Genomic DNA, 25,283 nt, shown 5'->3' on the forward strand with positions numbered 1-25,283 from the left:
CCCCCTCTCATGTTGTTACTCTTTGTTGTTTAAACGCTCAGTGATTGCCTCTTTCGCAATTTCACGATCGTCAAAATGATGTACTTCTTTGCCAATAATTTGATACGTTTCATGCCCTTTTCCAGCAATGATAATAATATCTTCTGCCTTCGCTTCTGAAACCCCATGGAAAATCGCTTCTTTTCGATCAACAATGACTTCATAATTATTTCCTTTTGCACCTGCTAACATATCATCCAAAATCGCTTGTGGATCTTCACTTCTTGGGTTATCTGAAGTCAAGATTGCGTGTGTTGCATATTCTGTAGCGACACCAGCCATAATTGGCCTTTTCGTCCGATCACGATCACCGCCGCAACCAACAATACAATACACATTCCCTTTTGCAAATTGTTTCGCTGTTGTTAACACATTTTCTAAACTATCTGGAGTATGTGCATAATCGACAATAACCGTATAATCTTGCCCCCCGTCCACAACTTCAAAGCGGCCTGGAACTCCAGTTAAATTCGTCACAACATGAATAATCGTTTGCAAAGTTACACCAGACACAAGAGTAGCGGCTATTGCTGCTAAAACATTGTATACGTTAAACTTTCCAATTAACTTCATCGTAATATTTACACTTTCACTTGGCGTAACAAGGGTAAATGTTGTTCCACCACTCGTCATCACAATATCTTTTGCCATAATATCACTATGTGTATCAATTCCATACGTAATAACCGTAGCCGCAGTACTTCTCATATACTCTTCTGTTACTGGATCATCACTGTTTAACACAGCGTACTTTTCACGGTTATGATGATAGCTATTACCAAGCTGAGCAAAAAGCAAGCCTTTTGCATGCTTATATTCTTCCATCGTTTTATGATAATCTAAATGATCTTGTGTTAAATTTGTAAATACAGCTACATCATAATCACAACCGTGTACACGGCCAAGACTTAATGCATGTGAAGAAACTTCCATTACTGCGCTATTTACATTTTGCTCAACCATACGGCGAAACGTTTGCTGAAGTGTCAGTGCATCTGGCGTTGTATTTTTCACCTCGAATGTTTCATCACCGATTTTCATATTAATTGTTCCAATTAGCCCTGTTTTATGACCGTGTGCCCGCATAATTTCATCCATAATATGCGATGTTGTTGTCTTTCCATTTGTACCTGTAATCCCAATCAAGTGTAATTTATGCGTTGGCTGTCCGTAAAAATAATCAGCTAAAACCGCTAAAGAACGATAGGTATTTTTCACAAGTACAACTGGAACGTCAACATCAATCGGTCTTTCCGCAACAATAGCAGCCGCACCTTGCGCGGCTGCTTGCTTAGCAAAATCATGGCTATCAACCGTATACCCTTTCATACATACAAATAAGCTTCCATTTGTCACTTTACGTGAATCTGCTTCAATGGATGTAATTTCTGGATTTTCTTTTGGAACAACTGGAAAATCATGCAAACATGATACAAGTGTGTGCAACTTCATTTCACTAAACCCTCTCTACATTGTTTATTTATCTCTTACTTAATAAGTAATTCTTCCTATCCTTCATTCGCTAAAAATTGAAGAAGGAAGCATTTGCTGAGAGCCCGAAAAATCAGACTCGTTTATCAGTGCATCATATAATACCTCAGCTGATAAACTCTTTATTTTTTATGTTCAAGAGCAATATAATCTGTTTTCATAGAAAATAAATTTCTATGAAAACAGAGATTATATATTAACTCAACTTCCACCAATTGTATCACAAAACACAATCTCTGACTTTTAATTACCAAAGTAAATCCTAATTTTTGATCCTTCCTTTACTTTGGCACCAGCTTCTGGTGATTGTTTAATTACTTTGTCTCCCTCACCACTTACATCGAGCTGCAAATCTACAAGCTGCGTTTGCAAATCTTTTTTCTTCATCCCGATTAAATCCGGAACTTCTATTGTAGGTGTATCGCCCCATTTATATTCCCTTTCAACCTGCTCCTTGCGTGGCTCTACTCCCATCACAGGAAGCACATCACGAAGAATATTTCCTACAATTGGCGCAGCAACAACACCACCAAATTGAGTAACTCCTTTTGGATTATCAACCGCAACATACACAACGATTTGTGGGTCATCTGCTGGAGCAAACCCAATAAAAGATACAATATAGTTATTATCTAAATATTTTCCGTCTTTTACTTTTTGGGCAGTTCCTGTTTTTCCACCAACACGATAACCATCAATATATGCACCTTTACCAGAACCTTTCGCTACAACATTTTCTAACGCATAACGAACTTTTTCCGATGTTTCCTTGGAAATAACTTTTCTTTTCTCGACCGGTGTTTTCTTTCTTACAACTTGATTATTCGATGGATCAACAAATTCTTTCGCAATATACGGCTGGTATAATGTCCCACCATTTACAGCTGCCGCTACCGCAGCAACTTGTTGAATCGGTGTAACAGAAACCCCTTGCCCAAAAGAAGTCGTCGCCTGTTCAACCGGACCAACCTTATCTAGGTTGAATAAAATCCCTTTTCCTTCTCCTTGCAAGTCAATCCCTGTCTTCTGTCCAAAACCAAAATCACGAATGTATTGGAATAACTTTTCTTTTCCAAGGCGGTCCCCAAGCTCAATAAAACCTGGGTTACAAGAATTTTGAACAACTTCTAAAAACGTTTGACTACCGTGGCCACCAGCTTTCCAACAACGTAGCCTAGCGCCTCCAACTTCAGCTGCTCCATCATCATAAAACGTATCTTTCTCCAAGTCTACTAATTTTTCATTTAAAGCAGCCGCAAGTGTAATGATTTTAAAAGTCGATCCCGGCTCATATGTACTCCATACAGGCAAGTTTCGATTAAACACTTCTGGTGAAACACTCTGAAAATCCGCGGGATCGAAACTTGGGCGACTTGACATTCCTAAAATTTCACCATTTTTCGGGTTCATCGCGATTGCGATCATACCATCTGGATTATACGTAGAATCTGCGATATTCATTTCTCTCTCTATAATCGTATTGATTCGAGAATCGATTGTTAATTTTAAATCTAAGCCTGCCTCTGGTTTTTTGAAATCATCTCCAACATTCGGCATCCTTTGCCCTTTCGCATCTGCAAAAAAGCGCACATGCCCTTTATCACCATTTAGCTCTTTATCATAATACGACTCAAGTCCCATAAGCCCCTGATTGTCACTACCAGCAAACCCTAGTACATGCGATAAATATTTTCCGAACGGATAATACCGAATGGAATCTTCAGCAATATAAACACCTTTTAAACTTAAAGCACGTACTTCCTTTGCTTTATCATGAGAAATTTTCCTTCCGCCCTTATCCAATCTTACAATGGACTCTTTTTTTGTAACCCGTTTATAAATTTCCTCTTTTTCCACACCTAAAACTGCAGCTAACTTCTCTGCAGTCTCTGCTGGTTTTTCAATTTGCCTTGGTACAACAAAGACAGTTGGTGCACTTTTATTCGTTGCAAGCTCCACACCATTTCGATCTAAAATTTTTCCTCGTTCAGGTTCGAAAGTAATATTACGACTCCATGAATCCTTTGCACGATCTGTTAACATATTCCCAAGAAAAAACTGTACGTATCCAAGACGAATATCAATAATTGTAAAAATGAGTATACCTGATATAAGTATAAAGATAAGTCGCTTTCTAACTGTTACATTCGATACACGCATATTGGAACAAGCCTCCTTTACGCCTAGCTTGTTCCAATATATGCTTGTACCTATTCGAATAGAACCTCTTGGACTTCTTACATTATGCACCTAGAACATTCTATGGCTTTTCTGCCTCTTGCTGTGGCTCAAGCGGTGGTACAAGTGTTACAGCTAATTCCGTACCTGCTTGTAACGGCGTTCCTTCCGCCACACTTTGTTCTGTCACATATCCTGTACCAGATGGCTTCAAATTAAGATTTAACGTTTTCGCTAAATTCATTACATCCCGAAGTGCCCATCCTTGTATGTTTGGCATCAACGGTTTATCTCCTACTAAGAAGACTCGATCGCCCTTCAATGTTTTTTCAGTCGCTTTTGGTACCTGTTGTTTTACTTTTCCTTCACCTACTATAATCGGACGGAATTTGGCTTTTTCTAATGTTGCTTTTGCCTCTTCCATTGTTTTTCCGGTTACCTCTGGAACAACCGCCTGTTGCTCTTTCACATATTTCTTCGAATCTTTCACTTGATTCGGTTTAATTTTCAAATACTCTAAACTATTTTTCGTTACAGATTTAAACATTTCCGCGAGAGGTTGTGCCCCGTATTCATTATCTTTTAATTTCGGCTGCTTAATTGCAAAGTAAACAATTAATTGCGGATCGTCCATTGGTGCCATACCAAGGAATGAGAAAATATAGTTTTCTTTTCCAGTCATATATCCACCTTTTCCATCCGGAATTTGTGCTGTTCCTGTTTTACCACCAACAGAGTATCCATCGATTTTATACGCATTCCCTGTTCCTTTTGGTGAGGTAACAACGCGTTCTAATAATTGTCTTACTTGTTCTGCTGTTTCTTTTGTAACTGGTTGTCCCACTTCTTCAGGTTTATGCTCTAATTCCACTTTATTCGTTAGTGGATCTACAATTCGTTCGATGGTATAAGGTTTCATCATTTTCCCACCATTTGCGATTGCGGTTGCAGCTTGTACAAGTTGCATCGGCGTTACAGTAGAGCCTTGTCCGAATGCTGTTGTTACCTGTTGAATCTGCTGGTCAAATACAATTGTATTTTTTCCTTCCTTAGGTAAATCAATGCCAGTCTTTTCATCCAATCCAAATTTATGAATATATTGACGGAAACGATCTGGACCAAGTTTTTGATCTCCTAAAATTGCAAATGCAACGTTAGAAGAACGCTCAACCCCTTCATCAAATGTAATAGATCCCCAGCCTGCACCACCGTTATGATCTTTTATTTTACGATTTCCAACTGGATACGTACCTGACTGGTAATATTCTTGACCATTATATACACCTTCATTAATCGCCGCAGCTAATGTGAAAATTTTCATCGTAGACCCCGGCTCATACGCATTTGCGATTGGATCATTAAAATAGTATTGAATATCACCCTTATTTGGGTCATAGCTAGGTCGACTAGACATTCCTAGTATTTTTCCTGTTTTCGGATCTGCAACCAATCCAATTAGCATAGAAGGTTCATAGTGCTGATCAGCTGCTTTCATCGCATCTTCTAAAAAACCTTGGATACGTTGATCAATTGTTAAATATACATTTTCTCCATTTTTCGGTGGCTTTACATTTTGCTTTCCACCATCGAGAGAAACACCATTACGATCTCCTGTATATGCTACACTTCCATTAGATGCACGTAAATACTTATCTAAACTCTCTTCTAATCCAAATTTCCCCTCCGCAATTCCTTTATCATCAGGTTTTGCATAACCTAACACGTAAGATGCGAAATCCCCATTTGGATACACTCTAGCTTTTTCTGTAACAAATGAAATACCTGGTATTTCAAGACTTTCTAGTTGCTCTTTCTTCTCTTTCGTCAAGTTCTTTCCCAGCGCTCCGAACTCTACCTGACTCTTATCTTTGTTTAAAGTGGCTAAAATTTCATCTTCACCTGTCCCAAGTACACCTGCAATTTTCTTTGCAGCATCCTCTTTATCTTTTACAGGTTTTTCACCTTTTAGTTTCGCAACAATCTTGTATGAGTTCGCATCTTGCGCTAACACATGTCCATTTTGATCATAAATCGTTCCACGATTCGCTTCAAGTACACCATTTTTATTATGCTTGTCTTGTGCAAGTTTCTTTAAGTCTTGACCATGTACTGTTCCTGTCGCTTGAATATAAAAGAATCGGGCTAACAACAGCAAAAAGAGCAGGAGGAAAAATATCATAAAGTAACCTGCTCCTTTATTGGTATGAATTTTGTTCATATTCGTCTTCATATTTTCTTCACACCTACTATATTAATGTAAACCTTTCACATTATTCGCATTAATTTCTAGCCCGTGTTTTTTTGCGATTTCTGCGATACGCTCATAGCGACTTAACTTTTCCACTTCAGCTTGTAATTCTTGGTTTGTTTTTTGTTTTTCCACAATTTCATTCTCTATTTTTGCTGCTTCCGCATCAACTTGGTACAGGCCTGCTTTATTTCCAATAAAAGCCACACAAGCATATAATAAAAAGCCAATAAAAGCCACATACAACAATTTTTCAATTCTTGTAATTTTTGTTTTCGCTTTTGGTTGTACGTTTTGCTGCGGAGCTTGAGATTGTACTTGCACTTGTTCTTGCACTTGTTGTTGTTTATACTTTACAGCTAAATTTGTCATACCTCTCTCTCCTTTTTATCGTTTTTCAGCGATTCGTAACTTCGCAGAACGCGCTCGATTATTTTCTTCTAACTCTTCATCAGAAGGTAAAATCGGTTTTCTTGTAATGAGCTTTAGTTTCGGCTTAAACTCATCAGGGATAATTGGTAATCCTGGAGGAAGCTGTGGTGTTGTACTATTTCGTTTAAATGTTGTTTTACAAATACGATCTTCTAATGAATGGAACGTAATAACACTGATTCTTCCACCTGGCTTAACCATTTCAATCGCAGATTCCAATGCCTCCTCGAATACTTTCAACTCATCATTTACAGCAATTCGAATCGCTTGGAACACTCGTTTTGCAGGATGTCCACCCGTTCTACGAGCTGGAGCAGGAATTCCTTCTTTAATTAGCTCTACTAACTCTCCTGTCGTTTCAATCGCCTTATTCTCGCGGTACGCTTCGATTTTCCTTGCAATTTGCTTTGAAAACTTCTCTTCACCATATTGGAAAAAGATTCTTACGAGTTGTTCATATGACCAGTTGTTTACAACATCATATGCCGTTAATGGGGCATCTTGATCCATCCGCATATCTAAGGGCGCATCATGATGATAACTAAAACCACGTTCTGGTGTATCTAATTGTGGGGATGAAACACCTAAATCAAATAAAATTCCGTCTACTTCTGTTATTCCTAATTCATGTAGCTTTTCTGACAAATAGCGAAAATTACTCTTCACTGTTATAAATTGATCACCATAAGAAGAAAATCTTTCTTTTGCATTTTGAATCGCAATTTCATCTTGATCAAATGCAATTAATTTTCCCCCTTCCGTTAGCTGGGATAATAAATAGGAACTATGTCCTCCACCACCTAGCGTACAATCTACATATGTACCACCTGGTTTTATATCCAAACCATCTACTGTTTCTTTTAAAAGAACTGTTACGTGTTTAAACATTGTTGCACCTACTTTTTGCAAAATAATTACGTTGAATGTCTCTTTTTCTTCCTAATAAACCACCCAATATGTCGGGAAATTAATGCTACGAAAATATGTCACATCCAACTTGGCGTCAGTGGAAATCTAATATCCACAAATCGCAGTTTCACTTTATTATATACTAAATTTTATCATTTTTTGCGGGAAATTAAATAAAAACATGTCGAAAAACACAATAATACGTTTACATTTTGTTCTATTTTGTCATATACATGTGCTTTATTATAAATATCATACTCCCGAACATTTCGTTAGATAATTCAGAAAAAATCACTTTACAGTTAATTCCACATACAAAAAATAAAATCCTGCTCCTAAGAGCAAGATTTTATAGTTTTATAATATGATGGTTCCCGTTCCAAGAGTACGATTGCTTCATTACTCGTTCAACAAAATCTAATCCAAACCGATTTAAATAATAACATATATTCCATACCCGTTCTTGCGGCGCACCTAGCGGACGGAGCGCGTATTGTAAACGGCGAAATTTATTCAGCTCTACTTCATGTTTTTTCTCAACATTTCGCTTTAACATTCTTTCTAGCAACTCAATTTGCTCTTTAATTTTCCGCTCATTTTTCTCAGCGAATTGCTGCAATCCCGGGTCTATTTTTTTTACAAACTGTTGTAAAGAAGTATGAACATCCATGATTTTCTCTGTCGCTTCTATAAACTGATTATCAATTGGTTCTTCTATTTGGTTAGAAAGCCACTCTTCACGTAGCATATCTATGTCATTTACAAATGGATCACTCTCTTGTAATTGTAAATCATGTAAATCTGTTATAATATCGCGTTCCATATAACTAATTGTGAGTCTCGGAACAACCGGAGGCATCTGAAAACCGAACACATGAAATACTTGCTGCAATTCACTCCAGTAAGCAATTTCACCAGGCCCTCCAATAAACGCTAATGTCGGAAATATATACTCTTGCATAAGTGGTCTTGTTACAACATTATTACTAAATCGTTCCGGACTTTTTTCCATTTCCGCTATCAACTCTTCATACGAAAATGAATAAATACCATCTTTTCCAACAAATTTCCCATTCTCTTCTTCTAACAACACACGCTCTTCATCAATTTGCATAAATATGTGCACTGCATTTGATTTTGTTTCAATAATCGGTTTATATCCTTGTTCCTTTACTAATTGCTGTTGTTTTTGAAGACTCATTTGCACTTCTTTATATCGACTTAGTATTTGTTTAAAAAAAGAAACTTCTAACTTTCTTAACGCTGGATGATGGGAATCAACGAGAATCAATCCTGAATCTACAAATAATTTCATAATAAGATGCGCAAAGAAATCTACATATGTACGAGAATTCTGCAAAGCATCTTCAACAAACTGTAATACATCCTTTGTAAAATTCGTTTCCGGATATGTTTTGAAAATTTCTTCAATCCACTTTCTACAGTCTGCTATTGAAAGATCAGATTCAGATGCACTTGCCTTTTTTGGATGACGATCATGGAAAATCGTCTTTTTTATTTTTTTATTTTTCGTTACAAACACATGATTAATTTCATCGATATCGTGATCTTCACCAGCAATCCAAAAAACAGGAACTACACGAACTCCTAAACTTGCTTCTTTTTCTTTTGCAAGCTGCAAAATCGAAATAATTTTATGCACAGTATAAAGAGGTCCTGTTAATAGTCCTGCTTGTTGTCCTCCAACAACAACATATGTATTTTCATCCGCTAGCGCCTCTATATTCCGAAGAGTATGGTCTCCAGCATGTAAATTAGTATTATATTCCAATAAATGTGCCACTAAGTCTTGACGGAAAAACTTCTTATCACGCAAATCATACAGACGCCGCCCGAATCCATCTTCTGTCAACGGATAATCGAAGAATGCCTGCACTTCTTTTCTACCCTTCATATAGTCCGCCACAACACCTTGTAGTGGAACAGAGATTTCTTTTATCTCCATATAATTCTTCCTTTCCTATCCTGTTCTCTCACCAATCCAAATTGTAGTCAATGTTTGATGTAAAAGCAAAGAATATCTCTTATACTTCTAATCCCTTTATTGAATTGTATAAAAATTGCAGTGTGGGAACTTGCTTTCGCTGTTTCCTCGCTTCTTCTATCGCATAGCCAATAATAGCATCAATTTCCGTTTCCCGATTCTCTTTTACGTCAGCTAACATAGAGGATGTATTACTGGATGTTGTTTCACATACATGACAAACCAATTGCCACATCTCTTCTTTTTTTTCCTCCCCTACAAGGAACATGACCTCCTGAAATATTTGCTCCATCACTTTATAAAAAAAAGGATTCGATAGCAATTCTCCGTTTTGTATACCAAATAAAGCTGTTAGTGGATTAATGCAGGCATTTATTACAAGTTTATAACTCATTGTTTGTTTCCAATCTTCTTCTACTTGCACCGAAAAATACTTTGAGGAAAAACAATCCAATAGTGCCTCAAATTGAGACCAATCACCATTTACTACTCCAAATTTCGTAACCCCTACTCCTGTATGGCGCACTGTATATTCATTTTCTTTTTTTGCCCCATGCTCCACAATCCCCACCGCTACATTTTCACACTTTATTTCGTGTAATATATCCAGATGAGACATTCCATTTTGCAAAAAGATAATCTGCCTTTGTCCTTTTATGAAAGGAAGTATATTCGCTAAATGATATTGTTTTACAGCAATAAACGTATAGTCCATTTGTTCACCTACAATACTCTCTAATGGCGTAACATTCGGAAATACCGTTTCCTTTCTTCCCTTACGAATACAGCTTATCCCCTCCTGCATTAACTTTTCAGTTTGTTCTACCGTTCTTGTAAATAATGTAACATCCTGTTTGTTCTTTTTTAAATAAAATGCAAAAAGAAGACCAATAGCTCCCGGACCAACAATCCCAATCTTCATCTCTATCCCCTCAGAATCTCCTAACGAATACAAAGAAGAAAGATATCCTGTAATCAATTAGAAGCCTCCTGATTACCTCCCCTCTATAACTCATCATAACATTGAGTATATCTTATTTATATTTCCACAACTAAAAGTACATTTCATAAATATATATAAATTCCCTTCATACGACTAGTGTAGCAAATCCTCAAAAAAAATACTGAAAGAAATATTCTATTTCCTTCATAAAAATGAAAAAATGAGTTATAATATTATTGAAAATATTTATACTTTTCTTTATTTTACAAAACGAGAAAAGGATGTGTTGTAATGACATTCCCAAAAGTTGAGCGCTTGCTCATCAATTATAAAACGTTAGACGAATTTAAAAAATTTAAGGGCTGTGGCGCTCAAGAACTCTCCATGTTCGAAGAATTGCAAGCAAATATTATTGAAAATGATAGCGAGTCCCCATTTTACGGCATTTATTACGGCGGATCCCTTATCGCACGTATGAGCTTGTACATGAGGAGACATGGTGAATTAAATCTTGAGATTACTGGATCTTACGTAGAACTCTCTAAACTTGAAGTGTTACCAAACTTCCAAAAACAGGGTTTTGGCCAAATGCTTGTTAATTATGCAAAACAACTACAATTTCCAATCAAAACAACAGCTCGTATTCAATCCGCTGCATTTTGGGAGAAACTAAACTTCGGGCAAATATCAACCACTGATGGCGAATTTTACATTTGGCATCCAGAAGCTAATTTGAATGCGGTTACAAATGAAGAATCCGCATAAAATAAAAACAGCTGTTATTCAGCTGTTTTTATTTTTTCACCTTTTCTAATGTTTCATGCTCATGAATGGTATCTCTTTCTTTTGTTTCTAGTACCATCACACTTCTTTTTCGATCAATATAATCAAGCAAAGTACGATACTCTTCTTCATATACAGATACACGCTGTAGAAGCCATTCCTTTTCCTTTTGTAACAATTCAATTTTTTGGTGTAATTCTTTTAATTCTTTTTCATCTTTATATTTTTGTAAGAAGTTAATAACATCGTCTAATGTAATTGATGTAGGAGAAAACTCCACCACTTTTGGTTGCCTTACTACATAATTCTCTACCTTACGAATTTGTTTTGCCTCTTCAATACGTTCTTTATACTGCTTTCTAACGTAAGAATTCCACCTAAATCCGCATGCTGCAGGTGTACGAGATAAATGTCTACCTACCTCTTTAAATGCGGAAAGCTGGGTTCCTCCTTCACGAATATGCCGGAGTACCACTTCTGCCAGAAGTAAATCTTCATCATCAGTCCATGCATCTTGTCTTGTTGTCGCCATTCCTCTAGTCCTCCTTATGCATTTTTTATTAAACATATGCAGTTACTAGAAAAGATAGAATACCAACATATAAAGAATAATACAAAAAAAAATAAACGCAGAAGAATATCTTCTGCGTTTATTTCCACAATTACTTGCTGATTACTTCTTTACCTTTGTAAGTACCGCATGCTTTACATACACGGTGAGCTAATTTCGCTTCACCACAGCTTGGGCACTCTACCATACCAGGTACTGATAATTTGAAATGCGTACGACGCTTTCTTTTTACTGTTTTAGAAGTTCTTCTAAAAGGTACAGCCATTCTTCCCACCTCCTTAAAAGAAATAGTTATTTTCATATGAAGGCCTGAACCAGTCTTCCGATTATTTGTCAAAAAACTTCGCAAGTCCTGCTAACCTTGGATCAACAGGCTTTTCTTTGCTTTCTTCCGAAATCACTTGCCAGTCTTGACCTTGCGTTGGTGCTCCACCGGAAACATCATCACTGAAAATTTGCATTGGAATCTCCAAAAGTATATTTTCCTTGATTATTGGGAGTAAGTCAAGTACTTCTCCTTCTAAGTAATGGATTTCCGCTTCCGTTTCATACTCTTCTTCTGAAGTTTGGAACACCTCAGTTGTTTTAATGTCAAATGGTAATGTTACATCTACTAAAGAGCGAGAACATGGTAAAACCATGCTTCCAGTTATATGTAGATGAAACGTAAACTTACTGGAGCCAAAATCAACTCTACCTGTTACATGGACAGGATTAATTTCTCGAATTTCTTTCTCGACTTCTTTTAGCTCACTTACATCTACCATCTCATCCAATGTCAATCCTTTATGTCTCAATTTGTTTAATTGATGGATGGACCATTTCATATCATATCACCTCAAGGCAACAAACAAAATTATAGCTAGCCATTTTATATTTGTCAATGTTTTTTCTTTACACTATAATGAAGTCATTATAGGAAATAATATATAGATTATCATGTTTTTAGAAAAGATGCTACATCGAAAGGAGAGATTATCATAAAGGCAAGCGGTATTATTGTTGAATATAACCCCTTTCATAACGGTCATGCTTATCATGTGCAACAAACAAAAAAGTTAACACAGTCCGACATTACAATCGCTGTCATGAGCGGATCATTTTTACAACGTGGTGAACCAGCTCTCTTATCAAAATGGTTCCGAACCAAGATGGCTCTAGCCGGTGGTATAGATCTTGTTGTTGAACTCCCTTATACATTCGCAACACAAAAAGCCGAAACATTTGCTAACGGTGCTATTTCTATTTTAGATGCCCTTGGCGTTTCTGAAATTTGCTTCGGCAGTGAGGATGGAGAGGTTCAAAACTTCTATAATACCATTTCTTTACGCCAAAAGGAAAAAGATACTTTCAATCAACTTGTGCAGCAATTTATGGATGCTGGAAACAGCTATGCCAAAGCAACTTCTCAAGCCTTTTCACACATCTTATCGGACGTCAATACTGTTGATATGTCCCAGCCAAATAATATATTAGGCTTACATTACATTGAAGCGATTCTTTCTCAGAAAAGTTCCATTCATGCACATACCATTGAAAGGTTCGCATCTCATTACCATGACGAAACCTTTCAAGATAACCATATTGCAAGTGCGACTAGCATTCGCAAACAATTATTTAGTGAAAATGATTCATTCACAACCATTTATCCATTTGTACCCAATTGTACCGCATCTTTTTTAGAAAGCTATAAACAAACGTATCATACACTGCATTGTTGGGAGGAGTATTTCCCATTTTTTAAATATAGACTTTTGACAATGTCTTCCAAGGATTTACAACATATATATGAGGTAGAGGAAGGATTGGAGCATCGTATTTTATCAAAAATACATAATACCTCTTCATTTCTTACTTTCATGGAAGCATTAAAAACAAAACGTTATACATGGACTAGATTACAACGGGTATGTACACATATTTTAACAAATACAACAAAAGAAGAAATGGAAAAGGCACATATAGAGCAACATGCACCATATATCCGTTTACTTGGTATGTCACAAAAAGGACAAACTTATATTTCGAAACAAAAAAAAAATCTAGGACTCCCGCTTCTTACTCATACGAAAACATTTCAACATCCCGTTCTAGATATAGAGCGCAAAGCAAATGCTGTTTATTTTTCAGTGCTACAAGAACCTTTACGTACAAAATGTATACAAAAGGATATAACTCAGCATCCTATTCGGTATGATGAAACAACGAATAATTTTTTATAAAAAAACCTCTCTAGGGCGAGAGGTTTACTTTTTTTCTGACATTTTTTCTAAATATGCTAGCGCATCATCTAATGTATCTACTGGTACAATTTTCATCTTTGTTTTTATATCTTTCGCTGCTTCAAGCGCTTCTTTATAATTCGATTTCGGTGCCCCTTTTTCATTTGGAGCAAAGAATATTTCTGCACCCGCATCACTAGCAGCTACAACTTTTTGTTGAATACCACCAATCGGACCAACTTCTCCCTTTTCATTAATGGTTCCCGTTCCAGCAATCTCATGACCTTTTGTCATATCCTCTTCAGTCAATTGATTATAGATTTCCAATGTAAACATTAATCCTGCTGATGGTCCCCCAATTTCATGTGAATCAATTTTCACCTTTGGATCTACTACTAAGTCCCTTTCAGTAACAATGGAAACTCCAATACCAACACGTCCCTTGCCATCAGGAATTTGTTTTAGCGTTAGTTTTTCTGTAGAACGTTTCCCCCCACGAATATACTCAATATTTACTACATCCCCTTCTTTTTTACCTGACATATATGCAATAAATTGGTCTATCGCTTCAAAAGGCTGACCGTCAACAGCGACAATTATATCCCCAAGTTTTAATTTCCCTTCAGCGGACATATTTTTCGCAATCCCAGCAACTAAAACCCCTTTGTTTTGAAAGGAAACTGAACGATTTGCTCGCTTATACGCATTATAAATGGCTGCGTTTTGAGAATCTTTCATTGCATACGCTTGGCGGAATTGATATTCTTCATCACTCTCACCTTTTTGCAAAATCTCCTCTGCTTTAGAAATGTGATTATATTTATTAAATTGGGCAGCTATTAGATTTACAACATTCGCAGGCCCCATCGAAACGGTCACGAGCATAAAATCACCTGACTCTTTCTTCCCACCATCAACTTGTACATATGGTTCTAATTTCGCTGCCATACCTGGTTTTGTTACATAATATGGTAGACGTACATAGACAAGCAACATTGCTAATATAACGCCAATTAAAATTGCATATATAAAACGAAAACGCTTAAACATTATTTTTCTCCTTCCACTGCTCAATTAATAAGTAAATTTTCTGAATGTGTTTTTCGGCCTCTTCTTCTCCAACTCGAATAATGTCTTCGATATTGGTAAAAGCACGAGAACTAAACTGTTCTACTGCCGGGCGCATCATTAAGTCTGAAGCAATTTGCCGATTAACAACAAGTTCATGCTGCATAATCTCAATACTCTGCATGATAACATCATAAATAGATGTAACTTCTCCGTTCACCTTAATAGGAGATACATCTACAGCAATTACAATATCAGCTCCTAAGTCTTTAACAACGGATACAGGGATGCGATCAATCACTCCGCCATCCACTAATAAACGACCATCTATTTTTTCAGGTACAAACACTCCTGGCACAGAAATACTCGCCCTCACCGCATCAGCAATAGAACCGCTTGTAAATACAACTTTTTCCCCCTTTAAAATGTCAGTGGCCACAACTGCAGTTGGGATATCTAGCTCTTCTAAATTTTTATTATATGTAAACATTTTAATCATATCTTTTACCCGTTTTCCAGAAATAAATCCCATTTTCGGTACAGTAAAATCCAAATAGTATTTTCGTTTAAATAATGTGGCCATTCGATAGAGTCTCTCCACGTTGCAACCCGCTGCATAAAATGTCCCAATTAACGCCCCCATACTACTTCCAGCAATCATATGAATGGGAATATTCGCCTCTCGTAACACTTTAATCACCCCGACATGCGCAAAGCCTTTTGCACCTCCAGATCCAAGAGCTAAGCCTATTTTTGGTTCATTCATTTCTCTCACCCTTTAAATTTTTTCATCCTCTTTTTCATACTTATGGTCTAAATTCACCATGTATCCACGTATACTGAAATGAACGTTTTTTGGGACAAAGGGGGCTACGTTAAAATGTATGAAAAATGGAAAACAGCTTTTCTCACCATAACGATGATATTTCTAACATTTTCTCTCGTACTTCACCCCCAAGCCGCTTTGCAATCTTCTATTCGCGGATTAAATATATGGTGGGAAGTTGTCTTTCCTTCACTACTACCTTTTTTTATCGTTGCGGAGCTTTTAATTAGTATAGGTGTTGTAAAGTTTATCGGTATTATATTAGAACCGCTTATGCGCCCGCTCTTTCGTGTGCCTGGTATTGGCGGATTTGTTTGGGCAATGGGAATGGCCTCCGGCTTCCCTGCGGGCGCCAAATTAAGTGCAAGACTCCGGAAAAGTAATCAGCTAACGCAAATAGAAGCGGAACGACTCGTATCATTTACCAACTCTTCAAATCCATTATTTATTTTTGGAGCTGTTTCTATTGGCTTTTTTAACAATCCTAAATTAGGTTTCATACTAGCTGCTGCACATTATGTTAGCAACCTTACTGTCGGATTACTTATGCGTTTTTATGGAAACAACAATACTTACATACAAGAAAAACAATCCATTCAAAAACGTCCCTTACAACACGCTTTTTCAATTCTCCACGAGACGCGTTTACAAGAGAACAGACCAATTGGAAAACTACTTGGTGATGCCATTATCTCCTCTATTCAAACTTTACTCATGATTGGTGGATTTATTATTTTATTCTCCGTTTTAAATAAAATGATTACTGTCTTCCAACTCACGGCAGCACTAGCTTTTATTATGCAACATATTTTAAAATTCTTCCAACTGTCACCACACTTTAGCATTCCCATCCTATCAGGACTTTTTGAAATGACACTAGGTAGCCAAATGATCAGCCAAACCAATCAGACTACAATTCTTGAACAAGCAATGGTAACGAGCTTTATCCTCGCATTTAGCGGCCTTTCTATCCAAGCTCAGGTAGCGAGTATTTTAGCCGAAACTGATATTCGCTTTAAACCCTATTTCTTTGCAAGAATTATCCAAAGTATTCTCGCCCCAATTTACACTTTTATATTTTGGGTACCACTTTATGAAAAATTACATTCTTTTTCACCAAATCAACAAGATATCCCTGTTTTTTTATCAAACCATGCTTCTATTCTTGCAAAGACTTGGGAAATATTGCTTCGCTACGGTCCTACTTTTACACTATTTTGTTTATATCTATATGTTATTTTATTATTCTTACGCATAATAAACAAAGAAAAACCCCGTTCATCTTAACGGGGTTTGAAACTTTTCTTTTAAAGCGTGCTCTACAACAGAAGGAACAAGACCAGCTACATTTCCACCATAACGAGCCACTTCCTTCACAATGCTCGAACTTAAAAATGAATATTGATTATTTGTCATAATAAAAAAGGTTTCAATATTTTCGTCTAACTTACGATTCATCGATGTAATTTGCATCTCATATTCAAAATCAGAAACTGCACGTAAACCACGTAAAATTGCGTTTGCATTACGCATTTTTGCATATTCAACTAACAGTCCGCTATGCGAATCAACTTTTACGTTTGGAATATCTTTTGTTGCTTCTCGAATTAGCTCTAGGCGCTCTTCTACTGAAAAGAACGGTTTCTTGGAAGAATTGTTTAAAACGACAACATATACTTCGTCAAACACCTTTGCGCCTCTTTTAATAATATCCAAATGCCCAAGAGTTATCGGATCAAAACTCCCTGAAGAAATTGCTATGCTTGTCATTCGGTCCCCTCACCTTCATGCTTATAAATGGAAATCGCTGTCATACCATAATTTTCTGCTCTTACCTTTACAAGTCCCCCTATTGCTTCCGGTAAGACTACATCATCCCCATGTTCTGCCATAATCAATCCATCTTCGTTCAATAATCCGTGTTGGTCCATAACACTAATTAATGAAATGATTTTTTGATCTTTGTATGGTGGATCTAGCAGTATGAGATCAAATGATAGTTCACGTTTAATTAACGCCTTCAAAGCGCGCTCTGCATCATTTCTATACACTTCAGCTTGGTCATGTACTCTACAGCTTTCTAAATTTTGATGAATAACCTTCACCGCTTTATTATCCCGATCAACAAAAATGGCTTTGTCAACCCCTCTGCTAAGCGCTTCAATCCCAAGCCCTCCGCTACCTCCAAACAAATCGAGGGCAATTCCTCCTTCGAAATAAGGACCAATCATATTAAAGATGGCTTCTTTTACCTTATCTGTTGTCGGTCGCGTTGTATTACCTGGCACAGCCTTAAGCGGATGCCCTTTACATTTTCCAGAAACTACTCTCATTTGCTGTCACTACCTTTATTTCAATCTATCGAGCGATTATTACAAACGCATATTCGTTTGGTTAACCGCTATCAAACCTCACTGTTTTTTGGGTGTTTTTCCATTAAAGGATAAACGAATCCGCTATCTATTAAAAGAAAAACTAATTTATTTCGTTAAAAAAGTCATCATTACATGATAACTTTTCAGTATCCCATATGTATATTCATCTCGCTATTGGCGAGTCAGATCCCTCTCTACTAACGCAAGTTTCACTTTATCTTTTTTATCCTATCATAAAATAAAAAAAAGAAAAATAAAAAGCCTACGATAAATTTTAAATTCATTATGTATATCTTCATTTAGATTGGACATAAATAAATATAACAACATCACCTTCGATGTTGTTGCCAACCGCGGAGAAGACTTACGTTTCCCCATAAGTTCTTCCTCCGGTTTCTCCTCTCCCTTTGCCTTCTTACTAGTACATACTAGTGTAAGAAGGGCCCTGCTTTGCAGGGTTTTTTTTCTTTGTCTGCTTTTCATTTTAAAAACGAAGTGATACAGTAAAAGAAAGAGGAGGAAATAATATGATTCAACGTTTTATTGAACTAGGAGAAGGCTACTCCGATTTATATGAATTACTTGAGATTGCAAAGACAAATAAAGATCGTGTATCACATATGTTACAATTTGAAACCTTAAAAAATGATAAAAAAGTATGCTCACTTGTTGTTGTTCTTAAACCTACAACGGTTGGGGATTTCCAACCGCTATATATATGCCGCGAAGGGATTCCTATACTTGAAGGTACAAAAAGTAAACGAATCGTTTTATTCGAGGAAACAGCGGAACAAATCGAAAAAAACGTTACTTCTTTTACTGTAAAACCTTCTACAATTTTCCCAGAAAAAGAATTATATTTTAATCACCTTATCGGCATTTTACGAATGAATCATTTCATTCCTCCAATGCAATAGCAATTTATACTCATTGTATTTTTATTAAATTGAACTACCCTCACCTACCTCTACAAGAGCTTAAGGTGGGGGATTCTCCTGTCTCTGTCCTCACAAAAACAGTTCCTCTCGTTCAACAAAGAGGATACAACAATATAGAGTTCGGTAGTGTCTGTATGCAATGTAAGACGACCCATTCTATCTTCCGACGAAAGGCAAACAAAATAGGTACAACTACTTTATTCTTATATCGAGGATAGAACACTTTGTCATGCATCCAGTTCCTAGACTTGTTATCTGCTCTGGTAATAAGCGTAAAAATCTAGGACAAATTGCTCTTTTTTATCATGCAAATCATTTTGCTAGTTTTTTCTTTTCATTTTCAAACAAGTGTAACCGTTCGATTTGTAAGACTTCTTTCGGTTGATCTACATCGTATAGCTGATAGAAATGATGCGTGCCAATATCCAATCGATTGTTTAATTGATGCCAATGGCTCCAGTGGTGTGCATCTTTCTTTGGAATATAAGGCTGAAGCACCCCAGCTACTTTTTCTTTATACCCTAACCCTCGGCGACCAATCGTAAAAGCCGCGGATTAATGAATAAAGATGCCGAATTTCCGCTTGAGAACGAGATGAAGACTATCTGTATATATCTTACGGTTCCAACGTTTTTCCCGAACAATCATTTGAAACGCAAAGCGCTTCGCCTGATTACATGTTTCGATTGTCTCTGCCAATGCATCTACCATTTCATGCGGTAAATCTACCTTATAGATCCGTTTCGAAAAATATGCTTTCTTCACCTGTTCTCACCTCATTTTATTTGATAAGATCATTATGCACCAAAACAAACATACGTTCTGCAGAAAAGAGACGTTTTCTTTAAAAAGAAAAAACCGAGAAGACCCCCACCAAAATAGTGGGGGTCTTTCTCTTTAACTATAGTCGTATTCTTTCGCGCGATCCGGACGTGAATTTTCAAATTCCGTTTTAAGAAATGGGCGATATGACTGCTCAATTTTTTTCACAAAAGGAAGTTTATTTAGCTTTTGTATCATATGCTCTATTTGTTCCATATCACAATATACAACTGCATATTTCAAACGCTTTGATATGTAATGAATATTACCATATTTCCTTAAAATCTTGGCATGTTTCAATGAATGTAAATAAACAATCATACTTTGTCGTTGCCCGAACATAATCTTCTCCATCTTCTCCTTTTATATACTCATATTCTTGTATCTTATAAACATCAATCAGAAATTTGTGAAATTATAGTACATTGTTAAACGAATTCTGTATACGTTTTCTTCCATATTCTAAAAAACGGGGCACATCACCCCGTTTTTTTACAACCACAACTTCCACCAGAGCCACAACCGCCTCCGCATCCACCTGCATCAAAAAACGGATTTCCAGTAGGAACTTTAATAGCAGATGATACTTCGGAACCAATCGCTACACTGACTTCATCTAATAGTTTTTGCAAAGCATTTTCTGCTTTTTTAAAAGCAGCTATCTTTTCATGCAAATCTACAGAACGTTTTAATTCTCGCATATTTTTCGAAACGAAAGTATAATCAGGATGATATTTTCCAAAGCGTTGCACTTCTTCATATCGCTCTTTCATTGCTGTAAATTGACTAATTAATGTTTGAGCTTCCAAATCTTCCTGTAACGCCTTATAACATTCCCGATAACCCTTTGCTATATCTGAACAGACAATCGCTTTTGCAAGCTGTTCTGCCTCGTCTAATATCATTACGCTTTCAAGCGTCGCTACAATCATGAGAGACACCTCCGAGTATCCATCATAACACATTTAAAACCGAACTACTAATTTGAATATCCCATCTGAATATAAAGTAAAAAGTCCGATTACCGAAAACCATCATCCGTCATAATTTCTTATACGCAAATATGCTCCGCGATATTATATCGTAGCACGTCCCAGCTTCCATTTTCCTCTTTTACATAACTAATGCAAGCATTTTTCAATGGAGTTTTAAATGTAATTTCATCAGGGGAGATTGCATTTAAAATTGCTTTTATCGCATGTGAATGTGCAACGATAATAACGCGCTTACCTGCATGTACTTGTGCAACATCTTGCAATGCAGAAAAGCAACGATTTACAATCTCTCCATCTGTCTCCATACCTTCTACATTTCCCTCTGCAATCAGCTCTCTAACTGTGGAAACGGGTTTCCCTGAAGCTTCGCCAAAATTCCGTTCAACAAACCGCTCATCAAGAAGAATAGAATGTATTCCAACAGCGTTACTAATCATCCGAGCTGTTTCCTGCGCTCTAATTAAGGGACTGCTGATAATCACATCCCATGTGTCCAATTGCAACGCAGCTGCACTTTGACTTGCTTGCTTTTTCCCAACTTCATTAAGTGGAATGTCTTCACGCCCTTGAATAATCTCTTGAAAATTCCAATCAGTTTGTCCATGTCGTACTAAACAAATTTCCGTCATGCTATAACTCCTTTTTTCAATAATCCTTTTCTATTGTAACAAAAGTTTCGCATGACGGACATAGTTTTCCCTTCCAATTACGTTGCATTTTGCTGCTTCATATATTGAAACATGTCAATCATAATAGAAGCAACCGCCAATTGATTTTGAAATTTTGCAACTTTGTCCGGGATTGTCTTTTTATAATACTGTAAAGCAGCTAATTCAAATGCCTCCTTTTCCTCCGGATTACGTGATAATTTTCGATACCAATGGGGTTGTTCACGAATATAACGCCCTAAATCTTCATCAGCTTTTATAAATTCCATAAGCTCTGCCCTCATCCTCTTTCCTCCTAATCTTTTCGAAAGAAAAATGGATTGTTTTCAGAAGTTCTTTGCTCAGGTTGTGTACGATTCCCTTGAAATTGCTGAATAACCTGTTGTACACTCCCAATGGCACTCGTTACATTAGCTAGATGTTGCTGCATTTGCTCTGCATCTAATTTTTTTAAAAAAGAAAGCATTTGTCCCATCAAATCGACGGCTTTTTCATCATTGTTTTCTTGAGCTGGAGAAGAAATCGTTTCTCCATCTGCTTTATACACCTTCCACATTTCATCTTGTTCTCCAAGTAAATACCATTCCTCATAAAATTGTTGCCATGTTTTTTGACCATTTCGAACTTCATGAACCATTTTAGGGTGATGGTTTACAAACTCTTTAAACTGTTGAACAGAAGGATGTAACGGTCCTTTTGTTTTTGTCATAATCCTCACCTCTTCAGATGTATCTACTATATTGTAAGAAAAAAAAGGCGCATGGTTCGCCTATTTTTTAACGATTCATGCACCTTTTCCTATTTTCTAATGAAATTTTGAGTATAAAATTTATCGAAGACTCCAACACCTAGTCCAGTAAATTGTTCATTTAGCAAGTTTTTCCGATGTCCTTCACTATTCAACCAACCTTGTACTGCAGAGATCCCATCAGTATGCTGTGCTGCTATATTTTCACCTGCGAGTTGAAATGCGACTTGACCACGTTGTAATCGATCTCCTAAAGTCCCAAATTCCGGCGAATCATGCGAAAAATAATTATTCTCTTTCATATCCTTGCTATGCCCAAAAGCCACTTCAGCTGTTTGTTGATCCCATGTTAGTAACGGTAGTTGATGACGACTACGAATAATATTCGTCAAATCTAGAATTTGTTGCATATTTCCATGTTCTATTTGTGTCATTTTCTCTGGAGTAATTGGCTGCTCCGCCCCTAACTCTCCAGAATAAACAAGCTGATACGGCCTTTGTCGAAGCAATGTCTCATCATCCATATACCGAATTCCGACAAGTTTATGTGTGAATCGGTCAAAGTATAACTGCGCCCAACCATCTTCTTCTATCGAAACAAGTGGTTGTTCTGCAATTTCAGTATCAGATAATTCAAATTGATAGCTGTTTCTTCCTTTTTTCAAAGAAATTTCATGTGAGAATGGATTTTTTTTATAGACATCTTCATATTTTTCATCCATACGAAATGGAACTACATCCACTTTATTACCAGCAACATAAGCTGTTACAATTTTATGTTCTGCAACACCAAACTGCACATATTGTGATAAATCTTGATTATAAATCCACCATTCGTAACCATACGCAGAAGGTTCGATTCGAGCTGGCTCACCCCATTTTGCTAATAAACTTTCCGAATCCCCTCCTATTAATTGGGAGATTGTCTCTGGAAATCCTTCATTTATCTGTTTCTTTTTCTTAACAATCTTATGTTCCTGCTTAGAATGAGATGGCTGTAATATATATTGCGAAACGAGTAATTTCCCGTATAAATCAATAGCTAAAATAAAAACCGTAATCATTACGATACGTAATAATTTCTTCAAACAATATACCTCCTGGTCAAACATAAAATTGAGATATACACAAATGCCTGTCTTCTCTTTTGTGTGTACCGCACTATTTTCACTATATCATATTTAAATAAAAAAAGCCGTGATTCTCCCTTTTCTCTCAATATGAATTGCGATTTCTTATTATTCATACTATTATAAAATTAAAGGTTTTCAAATAAAGATAAGGAGGTATTCCATGCAATTTACAAATTCAAAACTTATAGGAGCGACCATTGATTTTACACTGCTCACGGAAGTTATGCAAAATCAACGTTTTGTACTTGCTGGACAGTGGGACTATGAGCGAGTTACATATGACTATAAATTTGAAATATTGAAGGATGTATATTATTTACGGATACAAGGCTTTGCGGTAGAAGGGGAAATCGGAGGACGCCATGCACAAGTTAAATTACTTCCACCATTGTTAGGAAAACATTACTATCCACATGGCGTTGAATATGGTGAAAATGAAGTTTTCCCTACAAACGTAATCCAAAAAAGCGAACAACTCTTGCAAAATATTGAAAAAAAGCTAAAGGAATTTGCAGTTATAGAATAGTAAAGAAGGTGTATCCATGTGATACACCTTCTTTATTTTGGTTGCAAATAAGGAGGCACTTTCTGTAGTTGCTCCTCATCTTTTTTACGTTCTTTACGTGCCCATTTAAAAAACACATAGCCAATAATTGTACCATACACTATTTCCTGGACAATTTTCATAATGATACCGCCTGTTTGTTGATCTTGCACAATCGGCATCCAATGTAAAAATTCTGGTCCGGTTATATTTAAATCACTCAATGTTCCTGCAGGTACACAGAGCTCCATCGCTTTCATCCACGCACTCGGATCCGTATACGTAGCAAACAACGATTCACTAGCAAATATGATTAGCGCACAAGCTGGTGTCAATAATACACCGTTCGCAAACATGTAACCAATTTTCTTTATTTCACTTAATGTTTGATACTCCGGTAATGGATTTAGCATAGGCCACCACATCATCATTGCTGTAAAAAATAAAACAGCAAGAAAAATAGGATGAGCAACTTGATTTTGCTTTACAGCATCAAAAACAACAGGCAAATGATAAATAGAAAATAATCCATTAAATACAAACAGAGCAATAAGCGGTTTTGTAAACATAATCAATATCACTTGGATAAAACGGAAAGAGGTAATATATGTGTATAACCAAACTGGAATCCCTAATAACAATAATGGTGGTACAGCGATGTACATCACTGCCATTTCAAACATATGTGCACTAAATACAATATGTCCAAGTAAATCAATAGGCCCACCTTTTACAAGATACAACAGGATAATCCCAGTCGTAAAATAAAACATTTGCTTTTTATTTACCTTTTCTGCATTATCGAACCGATTTCTATACGGCCCGATAATAAGAAAGTAACAGATAAGGATAGACACCATAAAAAGTAAAAAGATCGGGCTCCATAAAGCTTGAAAACCAAATATCCATAAGTTGCCCATTTTACACCCACCCTTTCAATATGAACTCCTTACCCTCATAGGAAAAAGGGAGCGAAGATAACTTCAAGCTCCCTATCCTTTACTTTTTAAACCCAAACAATTGTCATAAAAGCTAAAATGGTTAACAACCCTATCAATAATCCAGAATATAAGAAAAAGGTTGCTGCTTCATGTCCCTTATGACTCATATGCATGAAATAATACAATTGAAATATTACTTGAACAACAGCTAATAGTAAAATAAATGGTACAGAGAAAAGAGGACTAAATGTTTTCGGATAAGCGACTGCCACAAAAGCTACAATCGTTAAGAAAATCATTAGACCAAATGTAATCACTTGATGTCTCATTTCCTCAGCACTTTTTTTTCTACGATAAACAAGATCTACTTTTGAGTTACTTGTATTTGTTTGCTTTATCGCCAT

28 protein-coding genes and 1 pseudogene are annotated in these 25,283 nt (G+C 36.5%); 5 read left to right on the plus strand and 24 right to left on the minus strand.

Going from position 1 to position 25,283, the window contains the following annotated elements; all coding sequences use genetic code 11:
• Nucleotides 1-15: 15 nt before the first annotated feature.
• From BPMYX0001_RS16430 to panE, 7 genes are all read right to left on the minus strand, one after another.
• Entirely contained in the window at nucleotides 16-1,491 is a 1,476-nt protein-coding gene (locus BPMYX0001_RS16430) for a UDP-N-acetylmuramoyl-L-alanyl-D-glutamate--2,6-diaminopimelate ligase (protein WP_003199768.1), read from the minus strand.
• Nucleotides 1,492-1,773: 282 nt separating this feature from the next.
• Entirely contained in the window at nucleotides 1,774-3,690 is a 1,917-nt protein-coding gene (locus BPMYX0001_RS16435; protein WP_003208238.1) for a stage V sporulation protein D, read from the minus strand.
• Nucleotides 3,691-3,790: 100 nt separating this feature from the next.
• Nucleotides 3,791-5,938: a penicillin-binding protein gene (locus tag BPMYX0001_RS16440; protein WP_006095778.1), complete on the minus strand. Its 2,148-nt coding sequence runs from the start codon at nucleotides 5,936-5,938 to the stop codon at nucleotides 3,791-3,793.
• A 21-nt stretch (nucleotides 5,939-5,959) separates the two neighbouring features.
• Nucleotides 5,960-6,328, minus strand: coding sequence for a cell division protein FtsL (ftsL, locus tag BPMYX0001_RS16445; protein WP_006095779.1), 369 nt, complete (start codon nucleotides 6,326-6,328; stop codon nucleotides 5,960-5,962).
• Between the two features lie 15 nt (nucleotides 6,329-6,343).
• Nucleotides 6,344-7,276 carry a 16S rRNA (cytosine(1402)-N(4))-methyltransferase RsmH gene (rsmH, locus tag BPMYX0001_RS16450; protein ID WP_016116040.1) on the minus strand — a complete coding sequence of 311 codons (933 nt, stop codon included), beginning with the start codon at nucleotides 7,274-7,276 and terminating at the stop codon, nucleotides 6,344-6,346.
• A 370-nt stretch (nucleotides 7,277-7,646) separates the two neighbouring features.
• Nucleotides 7,647-9,263 (minus strand): bacillithiol biosynthesis cysteine-adding enzyme BshC, encoded by a 1,617-nt coding sequence (gene bshC / locus BPMYX0001_RS16455; RefSeq protein WP_006095781.1) that lies wholly within the window; start codon nucleotides 9,261-9,263, stop codon nucleotides 7,647-7,649.
• Between the two features lie 79 nt (nucleotides 9,264-9,342).
• Nucleotides 9,343-10,230: a 2-dehydropantoate 2-reductase gene (gene panE / locus BPMYX0001_RS16460; RefSeq protein ID WP_033799701.1), complete on the minus strand. Its 888-nt coding sequence runs from the start codon at nucleotides 10,228-10,230 to the stop codon at nucleotides 9,343-9,345.
• Nucleotides 10,231-10,536: 306 nt separating this feature from the next.
• Between panE and BPMYX0001_RS16465 the strand changes: the two genes are divergently transcribed.
• The gene (locus BPMYX0001_RS16465; RefSeq protein WP_006095783.1) at nucleotides 10,537-11,010 is read left to right on the plus strand and encodes an N-acetyltransferase; all 474 of its coding nucleotides are present in this window, start codon (nucleotides 10,537-10,539) and stop codon (nucleotides 11,008-11,010) included.
• 28 nt (nucleotides 11,011-11,038) lie between these two features.
• On the opposite strand, the gene BPMYX0001_RS16470 is transcribed toward BPMYX0001_RS16465, so the two are convergent.
• The 3 genes from BPMYX0001_RS16470 to BPMYX0001_RS16480 all read right to left on the minus strand — a co-directional run bounded on the left by BPMYX0001_RS16470 (nucleotide 11,039) and on the right by BPMYX0001_RS16480 (nucleotide 12,426).
• Nucleotides 11,039-11,560, minus strand: a complete 522-nt coding sequence (locus tag BPMYX0001_RS16470) for an RsfA family transcriptional regulator (RefSeq protein WP_006095784.1) — start codon at nucleotides 11,558-11,560, stop codon at nucleotides 11,039-11,041.
• Between the two features lie 130 nt (nucleotides 11,561-11,690).
• Complete coding sequence (gene rpmF / locus BPMYX0001_RS16475) at nucleotides 11,691-11,864, minus strand: 50S ribosomal protein L32 (RefSeq protein ID WP_001984764.1); 174 nt, start codon at nucleotides 11,862-11,864, stop codon at nucleotides 11,691-11,693.
• A 61-nt stretch (nucleotides 11,865-11,925) separates the two neighbouring features.
• Complete coding sequence (locus BPMYX0001_RS16480) at nucleotides 11,926-12,426, minus strand: YceD family protein (RefSeq protein ID WP_003199747.1); 501 nt, start codon at nucleotides 12,424-12,426, stop codon at nucleotides 11,926-11,928.
• A 153-nt stretch (nucleotides 12,427-12,579) separates the two neighbouring features.
• Between BPMYX0001_RS16480 and BPMYX0001_RS16485 the strand changes: the two genes are divergently transcribed.
• On the plus strand, nucleotides 12,580-13,821 hold the full coding sequence (locus BPMYX0001_RS16485; RefSeq protein ID WP_139358564.1) for a nucleotidyltransferase: 1,242 nt from the start codon (nucleotides 12,580-12,582) through the stop codon (nucleotides 13,819-13,821).
• A 24-nt stretch (nucleotides 13,822-13,845) separates the two neighbouring features.
• Here the strand turns inward: BPMYX0001_RS16485 and BPMYX0001_RS16490 are convergent, their stop codons facing one another.
• Both BPMYX0001_RS16490 and BPMYX0001_RS16495 read right to left on the minus strand, forming a co-directional pair.
• Nucleotides 13,846-14,871 (minus strand): SepM family pheromone-processing serine protease, encoded by a 1,026-nt coding sequence (locus tag BPMYX0001_RS16490; RefSeq protein ID WP_018780894.1) that lies wholly within the window; start codon nucleotides 14,869-14,871, stop codon nucleotides 13,846-13,848.
• Nucleotides 14,864-15,655, minus strand: coding sequence for a patatin-like phospholipase family protein (locus BPMYX0001_RS16495; RefSeq protein WP_018780893.1), 792 nt, complete (start codon nucleotides 15,653-15,655; stop codon nucleotides 14,864-14,866). Before BPMYX0001_RS16495 ends, BPMYX0001_RS16490 begins: the two co-directional genes overlap by 8 nt.
• Nucleotides 15,656-15,769: 114 nt before the next feature.
• On the opposite strand from BPMYX0001_RS16495, the gene ylbJ reads away from it, so the two are divergent.
• Nucleotides 15,770-17,002 carry a sporulation integral membrane protein YlbJ gene (ylbJ, locus tag BPMYX0001_RS16500; protein WP_006095788.1) on the plus strand — a complete coding sequence of 411 codons (1,233 nt, stop codon included), beginning with the start codon at nucleotides 15,770-15,772 and terminating at the stop codon, nucleotides 17,000-17,002.
• Here the strand turns inward: ylbJ and coaD are convergent.
• On the minus strand, nucleotides 16,994-17,485 hold the full coding sequence (gene coaD / locus BPMYX0001_RS16505; protein WP_018764765.1) for a pantetheine-phosphate adenylyltransferase: 492 nt from the start codon (nucleotides 17,483-17,485) through the stop codon (nucleotides 16,994-16,996). The genes ylbJ and coaD overlap by 9 nt on opposite strands.
• Nucleotides 17,482-18,048 carry a 16S rRNA (guanine(966)-N(2))-methyltransferase RsmD gene (rsmD, locus tag BPMYX0001_RS16510; protein WP_003199738.1) on the minus strand — a complete coding sequence of 189 codons (567 nt, stop codon included), beginning with the start codon at nucleotides 18,046-18,048 and terminating at the stop codon, nucleotides 17,482-17,484. The genes coaD and rsmD overlap by 4 nt, the downstream gene beginning before the upstream one ends.
• A 569-nt stretch (nucleotides 18,049-18,617) precedes the next feature.
• Here rsmD and BPMYX0001_RS16515 point away from each other — a divergent pair.
• Nucleotides 18,618-19,007, plus strand: a complete 390-nt coding sequence (locus BPMYX0001_RS16515; protein WP_003199736.1) for a DUF7147 family protein — start codon at nucleotides 18,618-18,620, stop codon at nucleotides 19,005-19,007.
• Between the two features lie 333 nt (nucleotides 19,008-19,340).
• Here BPMYX0001_RS16515 and BPMYX0001_RS34130 read toward each other — a convergent pair.
• The 8 genes and pseudogenes from BPMYX0001_RS34130 to BPMYX0001_RS16555 form a co-directional block, all read right to left on the minus strand.
• Nucleotides 19,341-19,610 (minus strand): annotated as a pseudogene (locus BPMYX0001_RS34130) (transposase); the annotation flags it as partial.
• Entirely contained in the window at nucleotides 19,584-19,793 is a 210-nt protein-coding gene (locus BPMYX0001_RS34135; RefSeq protein WP_006095790.1) for a hypothetical protein, read from the minus strand. The gene BPMYX0001_RS34135 and the pseudogene BPMYX0001_RS34130, both read right to left, overlap by 27 nt.
• Before the next feature lie 132 nt (nucleotides 19,794-19,925).
• A complete protein-coding gene (locus BPMYX0001_RS16530) occupies nucleotides 19,926-20,192 on the minus strand; it encodes a YlbG family protein (protein ID WP_016116052.1) in 267 nt (88 codons plus the stop codon).
• A 137-nt stretch (nucleotides 20,193-20,329) separates the two neighbouring features.
• The gene (locus BPMYX0001_RS16535; protein ID WP_003199733.1) at nucleotides 20,330-20,782 is read right to left on the minus strand and encodes a YlbF/YmcA family competence regulator; all 453 of its coding nucleotides are present in this window, start codon (nucleotides 20,780-20,782) and stop codon (nucleotides 20,330-20,332) included.
• Nucleotides 20,783-20,901: 119 nt separating this feature from the next.
• Complete coding sequence (locus BPMYX0001_RS16540; RefSeq protein ID WP_006095791.1) at nucleotides 20,902-21,474, minus strand: histidine phosphatase family protein; 573 nt, start codon at nucleotides 21,472-21,474, stop codon at nucleotides 20,902-20,904.
• 77 nt (nucleotides 21,475-21,551) lie between these two features.
• Nucleotides 21,552-21,797 carry a YlbE-like family protein gene (locus tag BPMYX0001_RS16545; RefSeq protein ID WP_006095792.1) on the minus strand — a complete coding sequence of 82 codons (246 nt, stop codon included), beginning with the start codon at nucleotides 21,795-21,797 and terminating at the stop codon, nucleotides 21,552-21,554.
• A gap of 11 nt (nucleotides 21,798-21,808) precedes the next feature.
• Nucleotides 21,809-22,222 carry a YlbD family protein gene (locus BPMYX0001_RS16550; protein WP_006095793.1) on the minus strand — a complete coding sequence of 138 codons (414 nt, stop codon included), beginning with the start codon at nucleotides 22,220-22,222 and terminating at the stop codon, nucleotides 21,809-21,811.
• Nucleotides 22,223-22,311: 89 nt separating this feature from the next.
• The gene (locus BPMYX0001_RS16555; protein ID WP_033799074.1) at nucleotides 22,312-23,349 is read right to left on the minus strand and encodes a CAP domain-containing protein; all 1,038 of its coding nucleotides are present in this window, start codon (nucleotides 23,347-23,349) and stop codon (nucleotides 22,312-22,314) included.
• A 205-nt stretch (nucleotides 23,350-23,554) separates the two neighbouring features.
• Here BPMYX0001_RS16555 and BPMYX0001_RS16560 point away from each other — a divergent pair, with 205 nt between their 5' ends.
• Nucleotides 23,555-23,920 (plus strand): YugN family protein, encoded by a 366-nt coding sequence (locus tag BPMYX0001_RS16560; protein ID WP_003199722.1) that lies wholly within the window; start codon nucleotides 23,555-23,557, stop codon nucleotides 23,918-23,920.
• Nucleotides 23,921-23,952: 32 nt separating this feature from the next.
• Here the strand turns inward: BPMYX0001_RS16560 and ctaG are convergent, their stop codons facing one another.
• Both ctaG and ctaF read right to left on the minus strand, forming a co-directional pair.
• Nucleotides 23,953-24,858 carry a cytochrome c oxidase assembly factor CtaG gene (gene ctaG / locus BPMYX0001_RS16565; protein WP_006095795.1) on the minus strand — a complete coding sequence of 302 codons (906 nt, stop codon included), beginning with the start codon at nucleotides 24,856-24,858 and terminating at the stop codon, nucleotides 23,953-23,955.
• Between the two features lie 86 nt (nucleotides 24,859-24,944).
• The gene (gene ctaF, locus BPMYX0001_RS16570) at nucleotides 24,945-25,283 is read right to left on the minus strand and encodes a cytochrome c oxidase subunit IVB (protein ID WP_003199718.1); all 339 of its coding nucleotides are present in this window, start codon (nucleotides 25,281-25,283) and stop codon (nucleotides 24,945-24,947) included.

The organism is Bacillus pseudomycoides DSM 12442 (genome assembly GCF_000161455.1).
Lineage (GTDB): Bacteria > Bacillota > Bacilli > Bacillales > Bacillaceae_G > Bacillus_A > Bacillus_A pseudomycoides.